Consider the following 17430-nt stretch of genomic DNA (forward strand, 5'->3'; position numbering starts at 1 on the left):
GAGGTGCGAACCTTTTTTTGACTAGGTTTAGGATTTGAGTTTTGTAATCGAATGGTAGCGAGCGAATCGCGAACCCACTTTGTGGTGCAAACTAACTGAGTTCCAAGGGACGCCGTACGGGGACATCCCCATGCGCATGCACCTCGTCGCAGATTTGCTTGAGGACTTGTTCTAGATTGCCGCCAGCCGCCTCGAACCGCTCTGGGTTGACCGCCAACGGAGCCCCAATCACCACCAAGGGAGCGCCGTACAGCGGCGTTTGGATAGCTTGCTCGATCGTCAAGCCGCCGACGGCCTGTACCGGGACTTCGACGGCTGCCACAATTTCACGCAATTGATCCATCGGTGTGGGCGCAACTTCGCCGCGGGCGGAAATCCCGCGTCGCTCATCGTAACCAATATGGTGAATAACGACTTCGCAACCCAATTCTTGCAACTCGCGAGCGCCGGCTACCATATCGGGGCACCCCAAGTTGTCCCCCATGATTTTGATCCCGTAGTCTCGGCCTGCTTTGCATACCACACGCAGCGTTTCGGGATGGGCTCGGGCCATGACCACGACCGAGTTAGCACCGGCTTGGGCCATCATCTCGGCCTCTAAATACCCCCCGTCCATGCACTTGATGTCTGCCACGATCGGTGTGTCTGGAAATCGGGCACGAAGCTCGCGGATGGCTTGCGTTCCGGCGGAAAGGATCAGAGGCGTACCCGCTTCTAACCAGTCGACACCAGCCCGTAGAGCCAGCTCTGAGGTGCGAATCGCTTCTTCAATGGTGGTGACGTCGAGAGATATTTGCACGATGGGAAGCATCGCTGTTGTCCTTCAAGGGGGCCAATCGGGGGTGCTCGCTCGCCCGCTTCCACCGCAGGCCAATTGCACCGTCCAAGCTTAACGAAGTTAAGCACAATTCGGTAGCCGCGTCCCTCGCCAGGGGCATGGAGTTCGTCAGTTTGCGGCGGACCGCCTGCGCGTCAATCCACAGTGGTCAATCCACAGTGATTGCGCAATCGGAGTCTTCGATGGCAATGCTCTCAGTTTCGCCGATCCGCAGTTAAAACGTTGAGGTGCGGCCAATATTGCGAATTGCTAGCATTGGCTTGGGCTCCCCACCCCTGGGGAATCGATGGATAGAAGCAGATCGAATTGCGATGTGTCGAACAGGATACAAGAATACTTGTGGTTCCAGGGCCGTTGGAGGCTCTGAACTCGGGAATTTGCTCGGCCGCTCCCATGATTTCGGGCGACTTCCAGGCGGATCGCAATGCTGAGTCTCAACAATCCCAATCCGTGGAGAATTCTATGAAAAACTTCAGTCGCATCAGTGCCTGTGCCATCGCAATGCTCGTCAGCTTCTTAATCCCTCAACTTGCCAGTGCTCAAGCGGTGGCCTCTGCCCCGGGCTTATTGGGCCCGCCGGCGAGTCCGGCCGTTGAGAGTGAGGCGGTATCGCAAATTCCCCTTTCTAACTCCCCGTCGGTCTCGTTGAATCCCATCCCGAGATACAATGAATCGGCTGCGCTGTCCTACCGCCAGCAGCAGGCAAGGTTCGAGCACGAGCAGCGGACCATGCGGATAGAATGGAATAAGTGGATTGGCTATTCGCCAGCGCGACCGACCTTGAATGCAAGCAACATGGCCTTTGGATCGCAACTCTTCTACATCCCAGCTCGGGCGGCAATCGTCTCGGCTGGCAATACGCGGCGATGGTACTGGTAGTTGCTGGACAGCATGGTGAGCTTGCATCGCTTGGTCGGCCCCAACACTCCCCGTTTCGCCAAAGGCTAGAACAACATGCATGAGCTGGTCACCGTAGACGAATGTACCTATTTGGGCGAAGCCGAGCTCATCAAAGACATGCTGATTGATCAGGGGATTCAAGCCGTATTGGCAGATGAACACATTATTGCGATGGATTGGCTGCTCTCCAATGCAATAGGCGGGGTCAAGATTCAAGTTCAGGAATCCGAAGTGCCAGCCGCTCGTACCATCATTACAGAATGGCGCCAGCGGCGAGTCGAAAAGGGAGAGGGGCCACCCATCGAATTCGATTGTGAGAACTGTGGGAAGCCTCTCTCGTTTGCATCGAATCGCAGGGGGGGTGTCGAGACATGCAAGCATTGTGGCAAGTATGTTGACGTTCCTGAATAGCGACTCTCTGCTCGGTGGGCTCTCGCCGCCTTATGGGGACCAGCTGCAAAGTTGCTCGATGGCTGCTGCCGACCCATCACGCAACCAACCATCGAGTTGTGCCTGCTCTTTTAGTTGTTGGCCGCGCTCTGTGGGAACCACGATGAATTGCGTATCGACCTCGGGGAGAGAAGACATGTCTCCCCAGAGCTTTTCGAATTGAGAGACTGGATAGACATCCTCTTGCCCCTTTCCCCAACGCTTTTTCACCTCTTTGATGGTGATGTAGGTTGGGATCCGTCTTCCCAACTTACGAATCGACTCGTCGACCAGTTCGGAGTCCTCCAGCTTGTCTCGCGATAGCTTAAAGACATCGAGTAACCGATCGATATCGATCCAGGTGGTCATGGAATTGTAGTAGCTCAATTTGAATTCATCTTCCTCGTTGGGCATGGCCAGCCCTTCCACCAAACGTGGCCGCCCATCGACACGGGCCAGACCGCCCCCGCGATCTTCTAGTCGCCGAGCGATAACTTCGAACGACAAGCACGCATTGCTATTCATGTGGAGCGCTAAAATGTCGGGATCAAGGGAGGCTCCCAGCGTATCGATGTTGTGGAGCATCAAATACCGAAGCTGCGGCTCCATCTGCAACAGCTTTTGTAACGTTCCGTTGCGGAGCATATTGGGCACCTCATACCAGTGTCCGACGGGGTGCATGCATTGGAGCGGGAGGTTGTCGAGGTAGTTTGCCGCGTGGCCTTGAGAACTCGCCCATGCTAGCAGTGCCGCTCGCCCGCTCTGCCGCATCTTCTCTTGCTGTTCGTCCAACAGTTGGTGGCTTGTTTCCTCCCAGGCAAAATGCAGATCTTGGGCGGTGGGAACCAGGCGTAGTCCGACGCTTTTTCCCGAGGAAACCAGCTTGTTGCCAGGGTATGCAAGGGGTTCTAAATACTGGCGAATCGGAGAATCTGTCATGTAGCCGGAAGCCACGATGTGGGCGGGGTAGCGACCATACCGCTCGCCAGTCTTGCGGCTTTTGGCGAGGTGAACATCCAAAAACGTGCGATGTTGCCCTGCGATTTTGCAGAACGGATGCAAGGCCTTGACCACCCCTGCGCCTTGGGTCCACCGGCTGCCAACTCCCGCTGCGAGAGTGAGCACGGCGATCTCACCCGCTGCGATGGCTTGCTCAGCCCTTTTTCGGAGTGATGCGGGCGCTCCAGCACGCGCGTCGGTGACATCCCCCTCCGCAACATCCTCAATGAGCGCGGTTGCGGGCAATCGATTCTGGGGCAAGCCCAAGCGACCGGCCAACATGTCTTCGCGGAGTTGGGCATGCGCAACTGAATCAAACCCATGTTGTGCCAGCAGGCCTTCCATGGATTCTTTACCACTCTCGACAGGGATTGCCTGGGGCAGTATGCGATCCAGCAAGCGTCCGGCGAGCTGCCCGTCCAATGCGCCGTCAGGGGAGGGATGCGATTCGCGACACAGGCTACCAACGCGCTCTAACTCCAGCCTTCTCGCTGGGCTGAGGTTCTGCAAATCCTTCCGCAACAGACTCGGAATCATCAGCTCGTAGTAGCCCTGAGGCATGGCCTGTGACCAAGAAAATTCTGCGGAGGTGCCATCGGCATTGATTCGGAAATCATAGACTACCGGGTCCATGGCAAACGGTAAGCTGTTTTCCAGTCTGCGTTTAGTGGACAACATCACATCGGCCAACCAATCGGAAGCCTGCTCCTTCACCTCGGGAGCGAAGATAAATCCCATACCTCCCCCCGCCATGCCTCCCAGCATCCAGAAGCCCCAGAATTTTGCTTGGTACTTAGCTTGGCATTGCTTGATCAGCTCTTCAGTATACTGATTGGAGCACCAGGGAATCATCTGTTGCAGGGGGCCAGAGAAATTCTGACCGGTCAACGCACCTATGCGCTGCACATCACCAGATTTGAGGGCAATTTGAATTTCGTCGAGGATGGACATCGCGTGCTTCCTCGCCTGCCATTCCTGTGGTGAACGCAGGAGATACTTCTCTGTTACCATTTCTAGGATGGGGCCGACGTTCTGTGCCATCCCGCCATGTACTAGGACCAGGGAGTCTTGCAGGCGTTGCCTGGTTTCGGTGGAAATCTCTTCTTCCGAGAAGACGTGGTGCTCCGGCAAAAGTCGGCCGCGACTGACTCCGAATTCAGGATCTTCGGGGGTAGCCTGCGCGCCGGAAATCAATTTGATCCCAGGCCAGATACCACCCGAATCCTGCCAGCCGCCACCGGACCCGCCAATCCATTCACCCAGGATGGCGCGGGCAGCCACGATCCTCCGATCCGATTCCTCGAGCGGTCCCGTCAGAGAGGATGTCTGTCCAGTTGCGCGCATGCAGACCGCGATGAGGGAGCCCAACAAATTAGTGGAAACGGCGAGTCGTGAGCCCTTGGGAATGTCATTGACACGGCTAACAATCTCCAGGCCTCGCCCGGCACCTACAAGTCGGTTCAGCACCGAAGTGACCGGTGCCTCACAGCCTTCCATGCCCGGTGGAAACAAGCCGGAGGCAATGACAGCTGCCTTGAGTAGTCCCAAGTAGTCGCGGGCAAAGTCAAAAACCTCTGGCACCGTTTGCACGTCAACGGAGGCTTCCAGGTCGATGCTTACCAGTCGCAGGACCGGTTCATCGATGACCCGCAAAGCGGCATCGATAGGTGGCTGGGGGGCGGTATGCACCCCACGGATGGCAAGGTCGATCGAAGCATTGATGGCCCGGGCACCTTCCGGGAAATCCATTCCCAGAAAAAATATATCGCTCCAGCCGCTGTGCGAAAAATCCATTCGCACGCTGGTTTTCTCCCGTAAAATGGGAAAGGCCCCTTCCGAGGTGGGACGCAGGAGTTCCGGACGAATTCGCAGGGGAGTATCGGCGGGGTGCCCGGTGCGGAACATCCATTGATTGCCCTTAACCGTGCGGACGCTGGTTCTTACCTGGTCGGCCAAGGTCTGGAAGGCCAGTCGGTAATAGGAGGTGGCCAGCGCACTACTCAGTGCAATACTGGCCCCTGCGCGGCGCTGCTCTCCAAGGAACTCGCCAATTGCCTCGCTAAATCGGCGTTGCAAGAGATGCTGGTAACCGCCCAAGGGAATCCTGCCGCATTCGCTTTCAACCAGTACGCGTGGGAGATGGAAGCGATGGATGGCATACAGGAAAAACAGTGCTCGGACGCGGTGGTACAGGTTCGGGCATTCGCGTCGAAAGTCGTCGAGTTGCTGACAGGCGGTCAACAGCTGCTCTGCGTTCATGTCCGAGCAGGCGGTGTCCAACGAGGCGTCACGCTGTTCCGGATCGTTAGAGGTGACAATCTCCAACAAGTCAGCGACGTTTGCAGATTTGGACTTCGACATTCCGAGAGATTTCAATGAGGGAACCGAGTTGGGCGAAAGGGTTACGCATGGGGGCTGGATTTCGCAACCAGCTCCAGCATTTCCGTCAGGATGCGATCGCGATCGTCGCCAGAAAGTGCGATAGCCAGCTGCGCGATGAGCAGACCATATTTTTCGCCGATGTCGTATCGCACTCCCTCGAGCTCAGCAGCCAAATAGCGGTGGGAGCTGGCAAACTGCGCCAAAGCACCTGAGAGGTTGAGCGACGCTCCGGCTGGCAATCTTTCGAGATCGTGTTGAAGCAGGTCAAAGATTTCCGAAGTGAGAACGTGCATTCCGAACAGGCATAGGTAGTGTCCAGCGCGTTGGCCTGCCACCATCAATTTTTGTTCAGCCTCGGTGGGAGTCGGTTTTTCAATCACCGTGCGGATCTCGTAGAGCCGACTCTGCCGCGGAATGGGGATCCCTCCGATAGCTCCGAAATACGCCAATTGATTCTCACGCGTGGCCTGAATCGCGGATACCGCACAATTCTCGCGTTCTGCAATATCAATCAATTGTTTGGCACACGCCACACGACTGCGACTGACGTAAAGATGGTCGTGGACGAGGTGCAGAAAGGGGGCGTTTCCGACAAACGCACGAGTTCGCAGCACGGCATCTCCGTACCCACGGGGATGGTCTTGTTCAATGAACTCCAGCGTGGCTGCATGATCGGTGGCAGCCTGCTTGAAGTCTGGTTTGAGCCCAGGACGAATGACAACTGCGATCTCCTCGATTCCGGCGGCCACAACTTCGTCGATCAGCAGGTCCAGGGCGGTGCGAACCCTACCTACCCGGTCGACGACTGTCTGTAGAGGAAGCTGAGTCCTGTCTACGCCTGCTGCGGTGATAATTGCTTTGCGAACTCTCATTCCAAGGTCTTGTTTTCGATGGGCATCGGAAGGTTGGCGTCGTTGCCACAGCATTGCCACAGGCAGCTGGAGGCTACTTTATAGCAGGATGCCGCTGGGATGCGACGGAGAGAAGATGGATTTCGCGTTGCTGAAATGGGCCGAGCGTTGGGAGCGGTATTTACGGAAGCTGGGACGACTCGCTTGTTGCCGAGGCCTCCAAATGTATCTACGATGGTAATCTAGCCAACCAATCAATTCGCTGAGCGACCGCCAGGCTCCATCGGCAGCGTGTGCAACGTCGCCCCGCAGAGGCGATTGGATCGCAACCTGGAATCGCCCCGAATCGCTGTTGCCGGTTGCGGAGCAAAGTCTGGCGAATCAGGGAACGTTGCCTAGTACAAATGCATCTACTGCTGCTCCAAGTACGAGTCGCGGCAGTAGCTGGGGGCCGAGTTCAGTCGATCGTTCGAAAAGCAGGGATGCGTCTATGGAAGTAGCACTCGATGAGGTGGTGTTTAGCGATTTTGGCGACGACCCCCTGTTTCCGTTTGCCCGAACGGGCCTCTTCCGCGTCGAGGGGGCCACACCGCAAGAATTGCGAACTCAAATCAAGCAGTTTTCTCCCCGTTGCCCCGGCGTCTATGGGATGCTCGATCGGCTGGGCAGGCTGATCTACGTCGGAAAATCAAAGAGTCTCCGCAATCGACTCATGAGCTACTTTCTGCCCCATAACGAAGAGGATAAGGCGGGGCGAATTGTTCAGTCGAGCTGTGCGATCGTGTGGGAGCCCCAGCCGAGCGAGTTTGCCGCGCTGTTGCGCGAACAGTACTTAATTCGCAACTTTCAGCCACGGTTCAACGTTCAAGGACTTCCAAAACGTCAGCAACCGATCTTCATTTGCCTGGGACGGGCGCCCGCTGAACAACTCTACACCGCACGACGCGACGAGGCTAAGGCTCTAGTCCAATTGGGCCCGCTGTTCGGTGCCGGTCGTGCTAATCGTGCGGTCGAGGTACTGAATCGGCTGTTCAAACTGCGCGATTGCGGAAGCAAGCAGCCCTGCAGTTTTACCGATCAATTGCAGCTGTTTGATATTGAGTTGCGTCCGGGCTGTATTCGCTTGGAGATCGCAACTTGCTTAGGCCCCTGCATCTCTGCCTGTTCGCGTGGAGCGTACGAGTCGCAGGTTGTTAGGGCGCAGGCGTTTCTCGAGGGTAGCGATGAAAGCGTGCTGGATGAATTGGAGCAAGCCATGCGAATCGCGGCCCAAAAAATGCATTTTGAGCAAGCCGCGGTATTGCGCGAAGACTGGAAAGCCGTGCGGTGGCTGTACCGACGCGCCTCGGATTTGGCGCGGGCTCGACAACAATACACCTTTGTCTATCCGGTAAAGGGCACGAGTTGCCATCGCACGCCAGGCAAGCCTTCCTCCAATTTTGACATCTGGTATTTGATTCGTCGCGGAATCATTGAAGCGGCAGTGGCCGCACCCCAGACTGACGAGGAATTGAAAAAAAAAGAAAAGCTCATCAACTTGTGGCTTAACCAAGACCAATACATTGGGGGGAGCTTTTCTCCCCGATCTGAAACGCTTGCTCTGGTCACTAGTTGGTTTCGCAATACCACAGGCGAGATTCGCAAGACGTTCTTGCCAGAAGCTTGCATGGTTCCTAACCCCAAGCCAACCTCTTTGGGGAGGGCGAAATCTCGTGCTCAGACGCGCAAATCCCGCCCGGTCTCCCTTTCTTAAATTCCAGCCCTTTCTGAATGAGCGTTACAAGTTAGCCAGCCTACCTGTTCCGTTCGCCAAACTGCGGTCTCGCGAATCCCGCGTGAATGAGTCTCAGACTTTCAAGCCTTCTGTCCGATCTAAGGCAGAGCCTACAGGGAAGTAGGTCCGTTGGTGCAGTTCCGTAATGGAAGGGCACCAATTGGGCCCCACCACCGGGCCGCCATGGAGCGGCTCGTTCACGCAGCATTGGGTACTCGTCTTGAAGGAAATCCGCATGGATCGGGGAAGGCCTTTTCGAGGTTGGATAGCGGCAATTACGGTTGCCTCGCTACTGACGCTCTGCTTTTTGGCGGTAGAGAAGCACATCCAGATTCCAACTCACCGCTTTTTTGTCTCCCCTCAATCAGTTCTGGAGCATTCGGTAAGCACATCGGCGAAAGGTATCCTCCTGACGGTAGATCCCGGTCTCGCGGGGACTCAGCAATTTCCTCCTACCGACTTGGCACCGTTGGTCAGACAGCCTCAGGATGCCGCTAGTGGCGAAGCAAATCGCTATTTACGCCGCCCTCCCGAGCCTGCGGCTAGCGTCGTGTTGCGCGCTCCACAAGCGAGTGTCGAATTTTCGGAATTGCCACTCCATGCTAGCAATTCGAGCATCGACTACTTGATGGACACGATGGATGACGCCTTTGCTAGCCCCGTGAAGACGGTATCTGCTCAGCGCATCTCTGGTGCTGGGCAACTGCACGTCGATGCGAACCGTCTAGCCAACCTGCCATCTCCCGCATCCCTCACCGGACGGATGCCAGAGCCCAAGAGTCTACTGGAGGAGCTCTCTCAACTCCAAAATTTGGTAGATCCTAGATCCGTCAACTCATTTCCGTCCAATGCGGCGAGTCGATTTGTGACCACGCAGCGGCCAGTCCAACTCAATGTCCAAGAGGCAGAATTTCTGACGAGTTGGATTGGGCGAGTCCAGACACTGCTGCACCGAGTCGTGGTCCTGCACGGGCTTGAGCATACTGAGAGCCGCCTAGAAACCAGCGAGTTGGTCGCGTTGGCTGCGCAGGCGCGGCAATTCGGAGGAGCTTTGACCGACTACGATCTGGCTGCTCAAATTCTGCGAGTGGCCTATTCACTCGAACGACGATTGGTTGTCTGGCATGCCATCCAGGGATGTTTAGACAGCACCTCGATTGCACTCAATAGTGCGCAGCCAACTCATTTGGAAGTCGAGAAACTCGAGTTGGCACTGCAGAACGTTCACACGCTTCTTGGTGGGACTGGCGACGGTCCAACGTGGAGTGAGTACTTGATGCTCCAAGAGTTGAATCAATGGGTCGCATCTGAGCAAAATGTTTGGAGCGAAGGCAATGCCTTAGCACTGAAGGTTCTATCGCGTTTGAACTGGGAACGGCTCACTGCCAAACAACGGGAGTTTCTAAGCCGCCCCGAATTCACTGAGCTAGCCAAGCAACTCGGTATTTGGAGTCGTGATCCCGTTGACTATCGGCAGTTGCTGAGCGAGATCGAGGACATTGAAACCTACGATCTCAGCCGTTCGGCCACCTCGATCGCTGGTGCCGTGCAGGTGTTACGGAACTCCAATGAAGAGCCTCAACGCTTGCTGGCTGCGGCTCTAAACGATCACTATCGCAATGCGAATATGCGTGTGAGTGTTGCTGGAGAGCTTTTGCAGCGGCTGCTGCCGGAAGGCGAAATAGAAGTCCGCCCCGTCCGCCAACGCATTCTAGGGGCGGATACGCGTGGAGATAGTGCCGTTCAAACGCAGCTCAGCCTGAAGCTCATTCCCGATGACTCGGCTTGGAACCTAGGGATAGGGGTCACAGGGGACCTGCTGAGCAATACGCAAAGCAGCAAAGGCCCAGCAACCTTCCACAACACGTCGACCGCCGAGATTCAGAGTCATCGCTACGTTCGGATGGATGCAACGGGGTACCAAATCTCCTCGGAGCCAACCAACGTTCAGTCCAATGACTACCTGCGGAAGATGAGCACCGATTTTGACAATCTGCCAATTGTTGGCGATTTCTTGCGGTTGATTGTAAGGGAGCAGTTTGATCAGAAGCGTGGGCTCGCACAACGTATTACGCGGCGGTTGATTGCACAAGAAGCGGATGCGGAGTTGGATCGGCGTCTGGAAGAAAGTCTCCAGACGGCCAGCGACGAAGTCGAAAAACGCTTGGTGGGACCGTTGGAAAACATGAGGCTCAACCCCATGGTTGTTGCTATGAACACCAACGAGGAACGCTTGGCAATCCGCTATCGCGTGTCGAACGAGATGCAATTAGCGTCGCACACGCCACGTCCTCGTGCTCCGGCCGAATCGCTGCTCAGTCTGCAGATACACCAATCCGCCATCAATAACACCATCTCGCAAATGGGGTTAGGGGGCAAGGCGTGGACGATTCCCGAATTGTATGAACATCTTGGAAACACGTTCCAGCAGACCAATTGGCGAGCCCCTACGGACGTTCCGCCCGGTTTAACGATTCGCTTTGCATCGAACAAGCCTGCCTATGTTGAAATGGTAGACGGCAAACTGCGTCTCTCCTTGCGAATCTCGCAATTGCAGCAAGACAACCATTTCGATTACCGCAGCTTTGTGGTCACGGTGACGTACATTCCAGTTGCAGACGGCATGCACGCGGAACTCATTCGTGATGGAGTCGTGGAAATTCAGAGTGTTCGAAATGGCTTCCGACAAGTCGTTCCACTCCGAGTTATCTTTGGCAAAGTCTTCGCGGACCGAGACGATTTCCCCTTGATTAGTGAAGAGTGGCAAACGGATCCTCGCGCAGAAGGGCTGGCCGTATCTCAAGTGGAGATTCGCGATGGCTGGCTAGCTGTAGCGATTTCCAAAGCGGGCTCCACTATGGCAGCCGAAGTCGCCGCTCGCGGACGTGAGATCAAAGCGATGCATTAGCCGGTCGCGTTGACTTCCCCGTACCGCAGGACAATTCGCTGCAACAAAGCTCGCTCGATTGAATGTCGGTTGCTGAGAAGGTCTTGCGGCGTTGGGTAAACCCGAGCAGGGTAGCAAAACTCCTCGTGAGCTTTGCTACGCCGCTTGTGGGGCTGGCTGGCAGAAGTGACGCGAGGTCGCTATGCGGCTGATCTTTGGTAGGCTTCGCGATAGTACTTGGCAATCGTCTCGACCACCAGGACTTGTTCTGCCTCGGTCAATTCAGGATAGATTGGCAAGTGCAATATTTCGCGTGCGGCTTGCTCTGTTTGTGGCAGGCTACCAGCGGTGTAGCCCAATTCACGGAAGCAGGCCTGTTGGTGCAAAGGAATCGGATAGTAGATTTCCGATCCGATCTTGCGGTCTGTAAGGTATTTTCGCAGATCGTCACGACGCCCTTCGCTAACGCGCAAGCTGAATTGATTCCAAACGTGGAATGCAGCTGGATCTTGGTAAGGCAATTGAACGGCTCCACCATCGCGTGGCTCGCTCAGGCCGTGTTCGGCGAACAGTTCGAAGTAGCGGGCCGCATTGGCTTGGCGGTCAGCGGTGTACTTGGCCAAATGCTGAATCTTTACGAGCAGCGCGGCTGCTTGGAAGGTGTCCAGCCGGCTATTAATCCCAATTTCTCGGTGATGATAGCGAGGTTGCATGCCATGGGCAGCGAACAATCTTAGTTTGTCGGCTACCGTTTCAGATTGGGTGGTGAGCATTCCACCGTCACCGAATCCACCAAGGTTTTTGGTGGGATAAAAGCTAATGCAACCGATTTGTCCCCAACTGCCTACGGGGCGTCCGTGGTAGGCCGCTCCAATCGCTTGAGCGGCATCTTCAATCACTTGGATATCGTGTCGTCCGGCAATCTTGGAAATCTCATCCATCTTGGCGGACTGTCCGAAGAGATGCACTGGAATGACAGCGCGTGTACGAGGCGTAATTAACGATTCAATGGCCGCTGGTGAGATGTTGTAGGTTGCCGGATCGATATCGGCGAATACGATTTTGGCGCCCACGCGGCTTACGCAGCTGGCGGTCGCAAAAAAGGTGAAGCTAGGGAGAATGACTTCATCCCCTGGGCCAATGCCATTGGCCATGAGCGCAAGGAGCAAGGCGTCGCTCCCCGAAGCGCAACCGACTGCATGTTGAACATTGCATAGTTCGGAAACGTGTTGTTCTAGAGCAGAAACTTCGGGACCGTGTAGAAAACGCCCGCTGTCGTAGACAGCAGCTAGGGCTTCCAAGATTTCTTCGCGCAGCGGAGTATTGCTACGGCTAACATCTAACAGAGGGACAGAATTCACTTCAGCATGTGATTGCGTCATCAGGCCATCCTTGACCAAGAGAATGTTGAGTTTTTTAGCCCGCCAATGGGCCTCGCCAGTCCAATTCTATGGGAATGGATGGCTGGGAGTCATTCGAGAGGTGCACCGGGGAGGTGCCTTTTCTGTCGAATTGCCCTGGGACGGTACTCTGCAGACGACATTGAGGTCAATATCAGGCCAATCCGTTTTCTGGCCGGCAGCTAGCTATCGGTCAGGCCGGTCAGTTCCGATTCAGGCGGGCCACCAACAATCTGCTCGGGCTTCAGATGGCTCTCGAGCTCCAGGACCATTTTGTCTAAGGGCTCACGCTCGAACTTGAAGTCATCAAAGACGAAGACTTTTGTTTGTCCTGCGTCGGTATAGGTCGCCTTTGCAATGCCCTTTTTGGCCCACCGGTGTTTGGACAATTGTTGGACGTTTGCGTAATCCATCGATTGCCCCCAGCTGGTCGTCAGTCCGGTGGCGGTCGATTCTACCCAGGATCCACGAGCTCGGATGAGCAGAATTAGAGCTGGAACAGCAACGACGAAGTTGAGCGCAGCCCAGAAGTATTGTCCGAGAATATCGCTGCGAATTTCGTCTGCGGACTTCTTGGGGTGCTCTGAGGACCACCCCATTTCCTGAGTGATTTGCTGCCACCGCTCTTCGCTCTCGCGATCGGGTAAGTCAGCCAATTCTTCGTACTTTTCGGCCACCACCAAATTTTTGGGGTAGCCAATGAAACCGTCGTAGGCAAACCAGAGTCCGAGGAATAGGCACACCCCAGACAACACAGCGTACCGCATCAAGTAGTTGTTTTGAAAATTGGCACGCATGGCAGGTCGTCTAAGCCCAAGGGTTACTGATGGCGGCGGCGAGTAAATGCACCCACGCCGGCGAACATTGCGAGGAATGCCAGCGAGGAGGGCTCGGGAACGGCACTGACATTGATGTTGTCAAATTGGTGGCCAGACGCCGTTGTTTGCTGCCAGCTTACCGACGTGATCGCGGTGAACTTCAATGGGTCGAAATCGAAGGAGCGGACGACGGGGCCGGTGCCAGCGGGCAACTCAAACGATTGAGTTTCGGCATTGCTAGCGGTAAACACGATTGAGTAGGGCGTCGCGTGTGGTCCACTTGCCAATTCTGCCAAGTCGATGCTGAGTAGATTGAAGAGTGCACCGGTCGATTCTGTCAACGTGATGGTTGAGTTTCCGATGCTGTTGGCAAACAGGGCGGGGGATCCGGTGTAGGCTGCGGCCCCGCTGCCGTAGTACGAAAGGTCCGTACCGCTAATTTGGTATCCAGATTCTTCGTAGCTGGTGCCAGGGGCCAGCGCTATCGCGCTGCTGGAGGCATCGACGAGGGCTTCGAAATCAAGGACAACGCTCGCCCGAGTGGAGCCGCTGATTAACAGGCACAATGCTAGTGAGGCAACAAATGTTTTCATAGTGATCGTTCTCAAGCTGAAGTTCTCATGATACTGGTTCTCTACGCTAATCTGGGCATTCTGGATGTCAAGGATTGCGTCGTCATTCCGGGCGTGCTGCATGGGAGCAGCACATGGCGGATTGCCTGCGTCCTTTCAACGATGGTAAGCATCCTGCGCCCCTGGTGCTGCTCAGCATGACTCCTACTCTTGGAAGTCGTCATCTCTTAGAACGTACTTGTTGGCCGGTACGTCACTGGTAGAGGTTGCTGGCGTCATCAGCGCTTGGTAGACGTGGTAGTCTACGTTTTCTGAAAGGTTGATAACGGAACCACCGAGAAAGGCCACGTTCACGACTCCAGTGTGGCTCGATGAGGGCCGGGCCACTTCATACCCGTTGAGTTGCGGTGGATCTTGGACCGGAGCGTCTTTCTTCAAGCCATTGATCTTATTTTGATCTTGGAGCGGGTCGGGTGTTTCTGTCATCCGCCGCGTGGTGGGCAAATTGGTGCCCAAAGGTAGACGGTACAGCCAGGCAATCCCATGGGCCCACCGCGAAGTCTCATCGGTGTAGCTGACGTGGTCCCAGGAACCTGCTTGCAAGTTTTCCGAGAAGGCAATCGTTGAACTCAAACCGTCTCGGATCTTGTCGGATGAAATTGAGGGTTGCGACGCAGTCGAACCGTAGGCTGGACCTGCATTACCGTTGAGCGTCCCGACACGGTTGGTGAAGACACCGTTTTCCTTGCGTTGGGAGTAAGTGGAAGCTACCGAACTGGGCGCTGAGCCGTAGGCTGGATTCAGCGACCCGATATTATTGGCGTAGGGAGCAAAGCCATTGTTGGAAGCGTAGCTGTTGCCTGCAAAGCTCTCTCGGTCGGTGGAGTCACTGGGGCATAGGAATAGGTTGATGGTCGGGAAAAAACGGTCCGCCTGCATGGTGTCGCGGCTAGCTCCGGGTAAGGCGGTCAGCCAAAACGAGTTTTCACTGCTGTCGTCCCACAAGTCGCGAAGACCTTGTTGTTCAAGGGCGGGGAGCAAGGCGACAACCCACGATCCGACCTTGCCAACACGTGCGGTGCCACCTGTAACTCCAAATTCACCCTGATACCCTGGGTAGGATTTTCGGCTGATTTCGGTCTGCATGTTGGCTGAAGAGATATTTTTGAGGCTGTTCATGCACTGGGCTCGACGAGCCGATTCACGAGCCATCTGAACTGCGGGGAGCAATAGTCCGACAAGGATGCCAATAATTGCAATTACAACTAGCAATTCCACCAGCGTGAAGCCGGTCCGTATTGAATGACGCATAGATATTCCTTTGCGTTAGAAAAGTCACGGCCTCTAATTTCCTCGTCCCGCTCGATCCATTGTGGCAGAGCTTTCTAACCGCGTCCAGCGAATTGATTGCTAAATGCAAAATCGAAAACTATTTAGTCCTGAGCGCAGGGGTAGAAGATAGTCGCAGGCGATTTGCTTTAATGGTGCGATTCTTTCCGTTGCGCGTTAGCGTTGGCGTTGGGCGTTGGGGCCGAGAGGCATGGCCCTGTGAGGAGGAGCTGCGGTAGGGCCGCCAAAAAATGTTCACGCTGCCGTTTGCCGTGAGCTAGAGTTGGGCCTGTAGGGCTCTCAGAGGAGAAAAGTTCGACTTGAACCTCTGAGTAGCGCCATTATCCGCCTGCCGCACCACGTTTGAAGCACTTTCATGCGACAACCGACCTATTTGTTCCTCGCCATCGCCGGACTCCTGTTGGCGGGGGGGCCATCACCGTGTTTTGCTCAGTCTCCCCATGCATTTCCATGGGGGCATGCTCACCAGCAAGCGGTCCCACTGCCGCTTCCTCGAATGGCACCCTATGCTGTGTTAGCTACTCCCCTATCCGATGAGCCCCTACAGCGACCTTACCGGCCGCTGCCCGCGACTCCTCCGTATGCCTATGGGTGGTTCGGCTCGAATCCGTCGCCTCAATGGTCACGACACTTTGGTGTGTCGCACTCCCATACGCAGTGGACGCTCAAGTAGAGTGGGAATAGGGCGACTCGGTCCTAAGACGGGAGACCACGCGAAGGTGGCCTCCTGCCGTCTCAATTGAGTTCTACATAGCCCGAGTATCGGGGTGGACGAGCCCCTACGGCCCGTCCATCGAAACGTGCAGCTGGCAAAACGTTGCTCCGTCCTCGTAGATTCGTCCTCTACAAAAACGGTCAATGGCACAGCCAGCGTGCTGCCTAGAGTCTTGAGGCTAGAGCAACACGAGTGCACTTCTGCAGCGTCCGCAACAAATTCAAGGCTATCGAATTGCAGCGCGTCGGCGACGGATGAACGCACAGCCGAGACCGCTTAACGCTAGCAATGCAGCCGAGCTAGGCTCAGGAACCGCAGTGACCGATAGCGTGTAGGCGCCACCGGTTTGTGCGACAGTACCCGAGTAGTTGTCGTCCGCGAAGGTAAGCGTGTCAAACGCCAGGGTCGAACCGTCGCTGGCGTTGAGGAAGGTGAAGTCTTTCGTAGCAGACTCGAACGAGTAGCCGTCGATAAAGCTCACCATCAAATTGCCATTGCCCGTGGCCAAGCCGTTGACATTAAGAATGTCAAACGAGTTGTCTCCGCCCAGTTCCAGGCGAAATTCGGAATTGGCAACCATTGCGAAATCTCCGTCAATGGTTAGTGTTCCCACTGAATTGCCAGGTCCGACAAATGCGCCACTTGCCAAGGAAACGTCGGCTCCCACGCTTCCGTTCCCGGCCAGGCCCTGGCCACCCGCGATTTCAACGCTAGTGGTCGTTCCGAAAGAGATCGTCGCATCGCTGTTGAGCTGAATGCTGCCGCCGCCGGAATAGTTTTCGAAACCAAGCGAGCCACCGTTGACTTGGACGGTGCCCGTGTTCACGAAGGTAGCACCCGCTACCACGCTGTTGACGAGGAAGTCCCCCCCACCAGCTTTGATGAAGTTCCCACCGTTGTTCCAATTGTCACCGAGCGACATGGTGCTGTCGGCGTTCCAATTCGTCGTGCCATTGGTAAAAATTTCACGAGTGTTGGCATCGATGGTCAAGCCGCCTTGGTTGAGCGTCAAAGTGCCGTTGAAGGTGGCGGTACCGGAACCGACAAGTGTCGATCCCGCGAGTAGCGAGGCGTTTCCATCCACCACCAAATTTCCGGTACCGCTAATAGCACCGGTAAACAGGTTCAAGTCGTTGACCGTCAGGCTATTAGACGCCCCGTTAATCGTCAACGCACCGGAAAACCCATTGTTTCCGGAAATCTGATTACCAACTCCCAGGTTGCCAATCGTACGGTCGGCGCCGAGATTCAAGGTGGCAGCAGACCCTGCACCATTCGTTTGGCCGATGAGTGCCGATTCTGTGGGAGAGTCTGGAACGTCGTTGTTACTCCAGTTCCCGGCAACATCCCAGTCCCCAGTAGTGGTGAGCGTAGCGGTTGTTTGGGCAACACCGCGATGCGCTATGGCTGGCACTAGCACTACACTTGCTAGAAAAATGCAAAAAGTATACTTCACGATCGATGCTCCATTTGCTTCTAGGCGGGACGTCGCAATACATGTAATTAAGGGGTTGT

The 17430-nt window shown here is 55.6% G+C and carries 13 protein-coding genes; 5 read left to right on the forward strand and 8 right to left on the reverse strand.

What is annotated here, in order from left to right; genetic code table 11:
* Positions 1–91 precede the first annotated feature (91 nt).
* Positions 92–811 carry an orotidine 5'-phosphate decarboxylase / HUMPS family protein gene (locus Q31a_RS10610; protein ID WP_145077353.1) on the reverse strand — a complete coding sequence of 240 codons (720 nt, stop codon included), beginning with the start codon at positions 809–811 and terminating at the stop codon, positions 92–94.
* 489 nt (positions 812–1300) lie between these two features.
* Between Q31a_RS10610 and Q31a_RS10615 the strand changes: the two genes are divergently transcribed.
* Positions 1301–1717: a hypothetical protein gene (locus tag Q31a_RS10615; protein ID WP_145077355.1), complete on the forward strand. Its 417-nt coding sequence runs from the start codon at positions 1301–1303 to the stop codon at positions 1715–1717.
* 75 nt (positions 1718–1792) lie between these two features.
* Positions 1793–2149, forward strand: coding sequence for a putative signal transducing protein (locus tag Q31a_RS10620; RefSeq protein ID WP_145077357.1), 357 nt, complete (start codon positions 1793–1795; stop codon positions 2147–2149).
* 30 nt (positions 2150–2179) lie between these two features.
* Here Q31a_RS10620 and Q31a_RS10625 read toward each other — a convergent pair whose 3' ends face one another.
* Together Q31a_RS10625 and Q31a_RS10630 are read right to left on the reverse strand one after the other, a co-directional pair.
* Positions 2180–5527 (reverse strand): UTP--glucose-1-phosphate uridylyltransferase, encoded by a 3348-nt coding sequence (locus Q31a_RS10625; RefSeq protein ID WP_145077359.1) that lies wholly within the window; start codon positions 5525–5527, stop codon positions 2180–2182.
* A gap of 41 nt (positions 5528–5568) precedes the next feature.
* Positions 5569–6420: a sugar phosphate nucleotidyltransferase gene (locus Q31a_RS10630; RefSeq protein ID WP_145077361.1), complete on the reverse strand. Its 852-nt coding sequence runs from the start codon at positions 6418–6420 to the stop codon at positions 5569–5571.
* A gap of 469 nt (positions 6421–6889) precedes the next feature.
* Here Q31a_RS10630 and Q31a_RS10635 point away from each other — a divergent pair, with 469 nt between their 5' ends.
* A complete protein-coding gene (locus Q31a_RS10635; RefSeq protein ID WP_145077363.1) occupies positions 6890–8152 on the forward strand; it encodes a GIY-YIG nuclease family protein in 1263 nt (420 codons plus the stop codon).
* A 256-nt stretch (positions 8153–8408) separates the two neighbouring features.
* Positions 8409–11081, forward strand: coding sequence for a hypothetical protein (locus Q31a_RS10640; RefSeq protein ID WP_145077365.1), 2673 nt, complete (start codon positions 8409–8411; stop codon positions 11079–11081).
* 179 nt (positions 11082–11260) lie between these two features.
* On the opposite strand, the gene Q31a_RS10645 is transcribed toward Q31a_RS10640, so the two are convergent.
* The 4 genes from Q31a_RS10645 to Q31a_RS10660 all read right to left on the reverse strand — a co-directional run bounded on the left by Q31a_RS10645 (position 11261) and on the right by Q31a_RS10660 (position 15161).
* Positions 11261–12442: a DegT/DnrJ/EryC1/StrS family aminotransferase gene (locus tag Q31a_RS10645; RefSeq protein ID WP_145077367.1), complete on the reverse strand. Its 1182-nt coding sequence runs from the start codon at positions 12440–12442 to the stop codon at positions 11261–11263.
* A gap of 200 nt (positions 12443–12642) precedes the next feature.
* Positions 12643–13257: a hypothetical protein gene (locus Q31a_RS10650; RefSeq protein WP_145077369.1), complete on the reverse strand. Its 615-nt coding sequence runs from the start codon at positions 13255–13257 to the stop codon at positions 12643–12645.
* Positions 13258–13280: 23 nt separating this feature from the next.
* A complete protein-coding gene (locus Q31a_RS10655) occupies positions 13281–13871 on the reverse strand; it encodes a PEP-CTERM sorting domain-containing protein (RefSeq protein ID WP_197356642.1) in 591 nt (196 codons plus the stop codon).
* 183 nt (positions 13872–14054) lie between these two features.
* A complete protein-coding gene (locus Q31a_RS10660) occupies positions 14055–15161 on the reverse strand; it encodes a DUF1559 family PulG-like putative transporter (protein WP_145077373.1) in 1107 nt (368 codons plus the stop codon).
* Positions 15162–15555: 394 nt separating this feature from the next.
* On the opposite strand from Q31a_RS10660, the gene Q31a_RS10665 reads away from it, so the two are divergent.
* A complete protein-coding gene (locus Q31a_RS10665) occupies positions 15556–15873 on the forward strand; it encodes a hypothetical protein (RefSeq protein ID WP_145077376.1) in 318 nt (105 codons plus the stop codon).
* A 268-nt stretch (positions 15874–16141) separates the two neighbouring features.
* Here Q31a_RS10665 and Q31a_RS10670 read toward each other — a convergent pair whose 3' ends face one another.
* Entirely contained in the window at positions 16142–17371 is a 1230-nt protein-coding gene (locus Q31a_RS10670) for a PEP-CTERM sorting domain-containing protein (protein ID WP_145077377.1), read from the reverse strand.
* Between the last annotated feature and the right edge of the window lie 59 nt (positions 17372–17430).

It is taken from the genome of Aureliella helgolandensis, from assembly GCF_007752135.1.
Lineage (GTDB): Bacteria > Planctomycetota > Planctomycetia > Pirellulales > Pirellulaceae > Aureliella > Aureliella helgolandensis.

What these genes read in the sequence shown, in the direction of transcription:
- Q31a_RS10610 (WP_145077353.1), bottom strand. Translation starts at nt 811, where the DNA reads ATGCTTCCCATCGTGCAAATATCTCTCGACGTCACCACCATTGAAGAA.
- Q31a_RS10615 (WP_145077355.1), top strand. Translation starts at nt 1,301, where the DNA reads ATGAAAAACTTCAGTCGCATCAGTGCCTGTGCCATCGCAATGCTCGTC.
- Q31a_RS10620 (WP_145077357.1), top strand. Translation starts at nt 1,793, where the DNA reads ATGCATGAGCTGGTCACCGTAGACGAATGTACCTATTTGGGCGAAGCC.
- Q31a_RS10625 (WP_145077359.1), bottom strand. Translation starts at nt 5,527, where the DNA reads ATGTCGAAGTCCAAATCTGCAAACGTCGCTGACTTGTTGGAGATTGTC.
- Q31a_RS10630 (WP_145077361.1), bottom strand. Translation starts at nt 6,420, where the DNA reads ATGAGAGTTCGCAAAGCAATTATCACCGCAGCAGGCGTAGACAGGACT.
- Q31a_RS10635 (WP_145077363.1), top strand. Translation starts at nt 6,890, where the DNA reads ATGGAAGTAGCACTCGATGAGGTGGTGTTTAGCGATTTTGGCGACGAC.
- Q31a_RS10640 (WP_145077365.1), top strand. Translation starts at nt 8,409, where the DNA reads ATGGATCGGGGAAGGCCTTTTCGAGGTTGGATAGCGGCAATTACGGTT.
- Q31a_RS10645 (WP_145077367.1), bottom strand. Translation starts at nt 12,442, where the DNA reads ATGACGCAATCACATGCTGAAGTGAATTCTGTCCCTCTGTTAGATGTT.
- Q31a_RS10650 (WP_145077369.1), bottom strand. Translation starts at nt 13,257, where the DNA reads ATGCGTGCCAATTTTCAAAACAACTACTTGATGCGGTACGCTGTGTTG.
- Q31a_RS10655 (WP_197356642.1), bottom strand. Translation starts at nt 13,871, where the DNA reads ATGAAAACATTTGTTGCCTCACTAGCATTGTGCCTGTTAATCAGCGGC.
- Q31a_RS10660 (WP_145077373.1), bottom strand. Translation starts at nt 15,161, where the DNA reads ATGCGTCATTCAATACGGACCGGCTTCACGCTGGTGGAATTGCTAGTT.
- Q31a_RS10665 (WP_145077376.1), top strand. Translation starts at nt 15,556, where the DNA reads ATGCGACAACCGACCTATTTGTTCCTCGCCATCGCCGGACTCCTGTTG.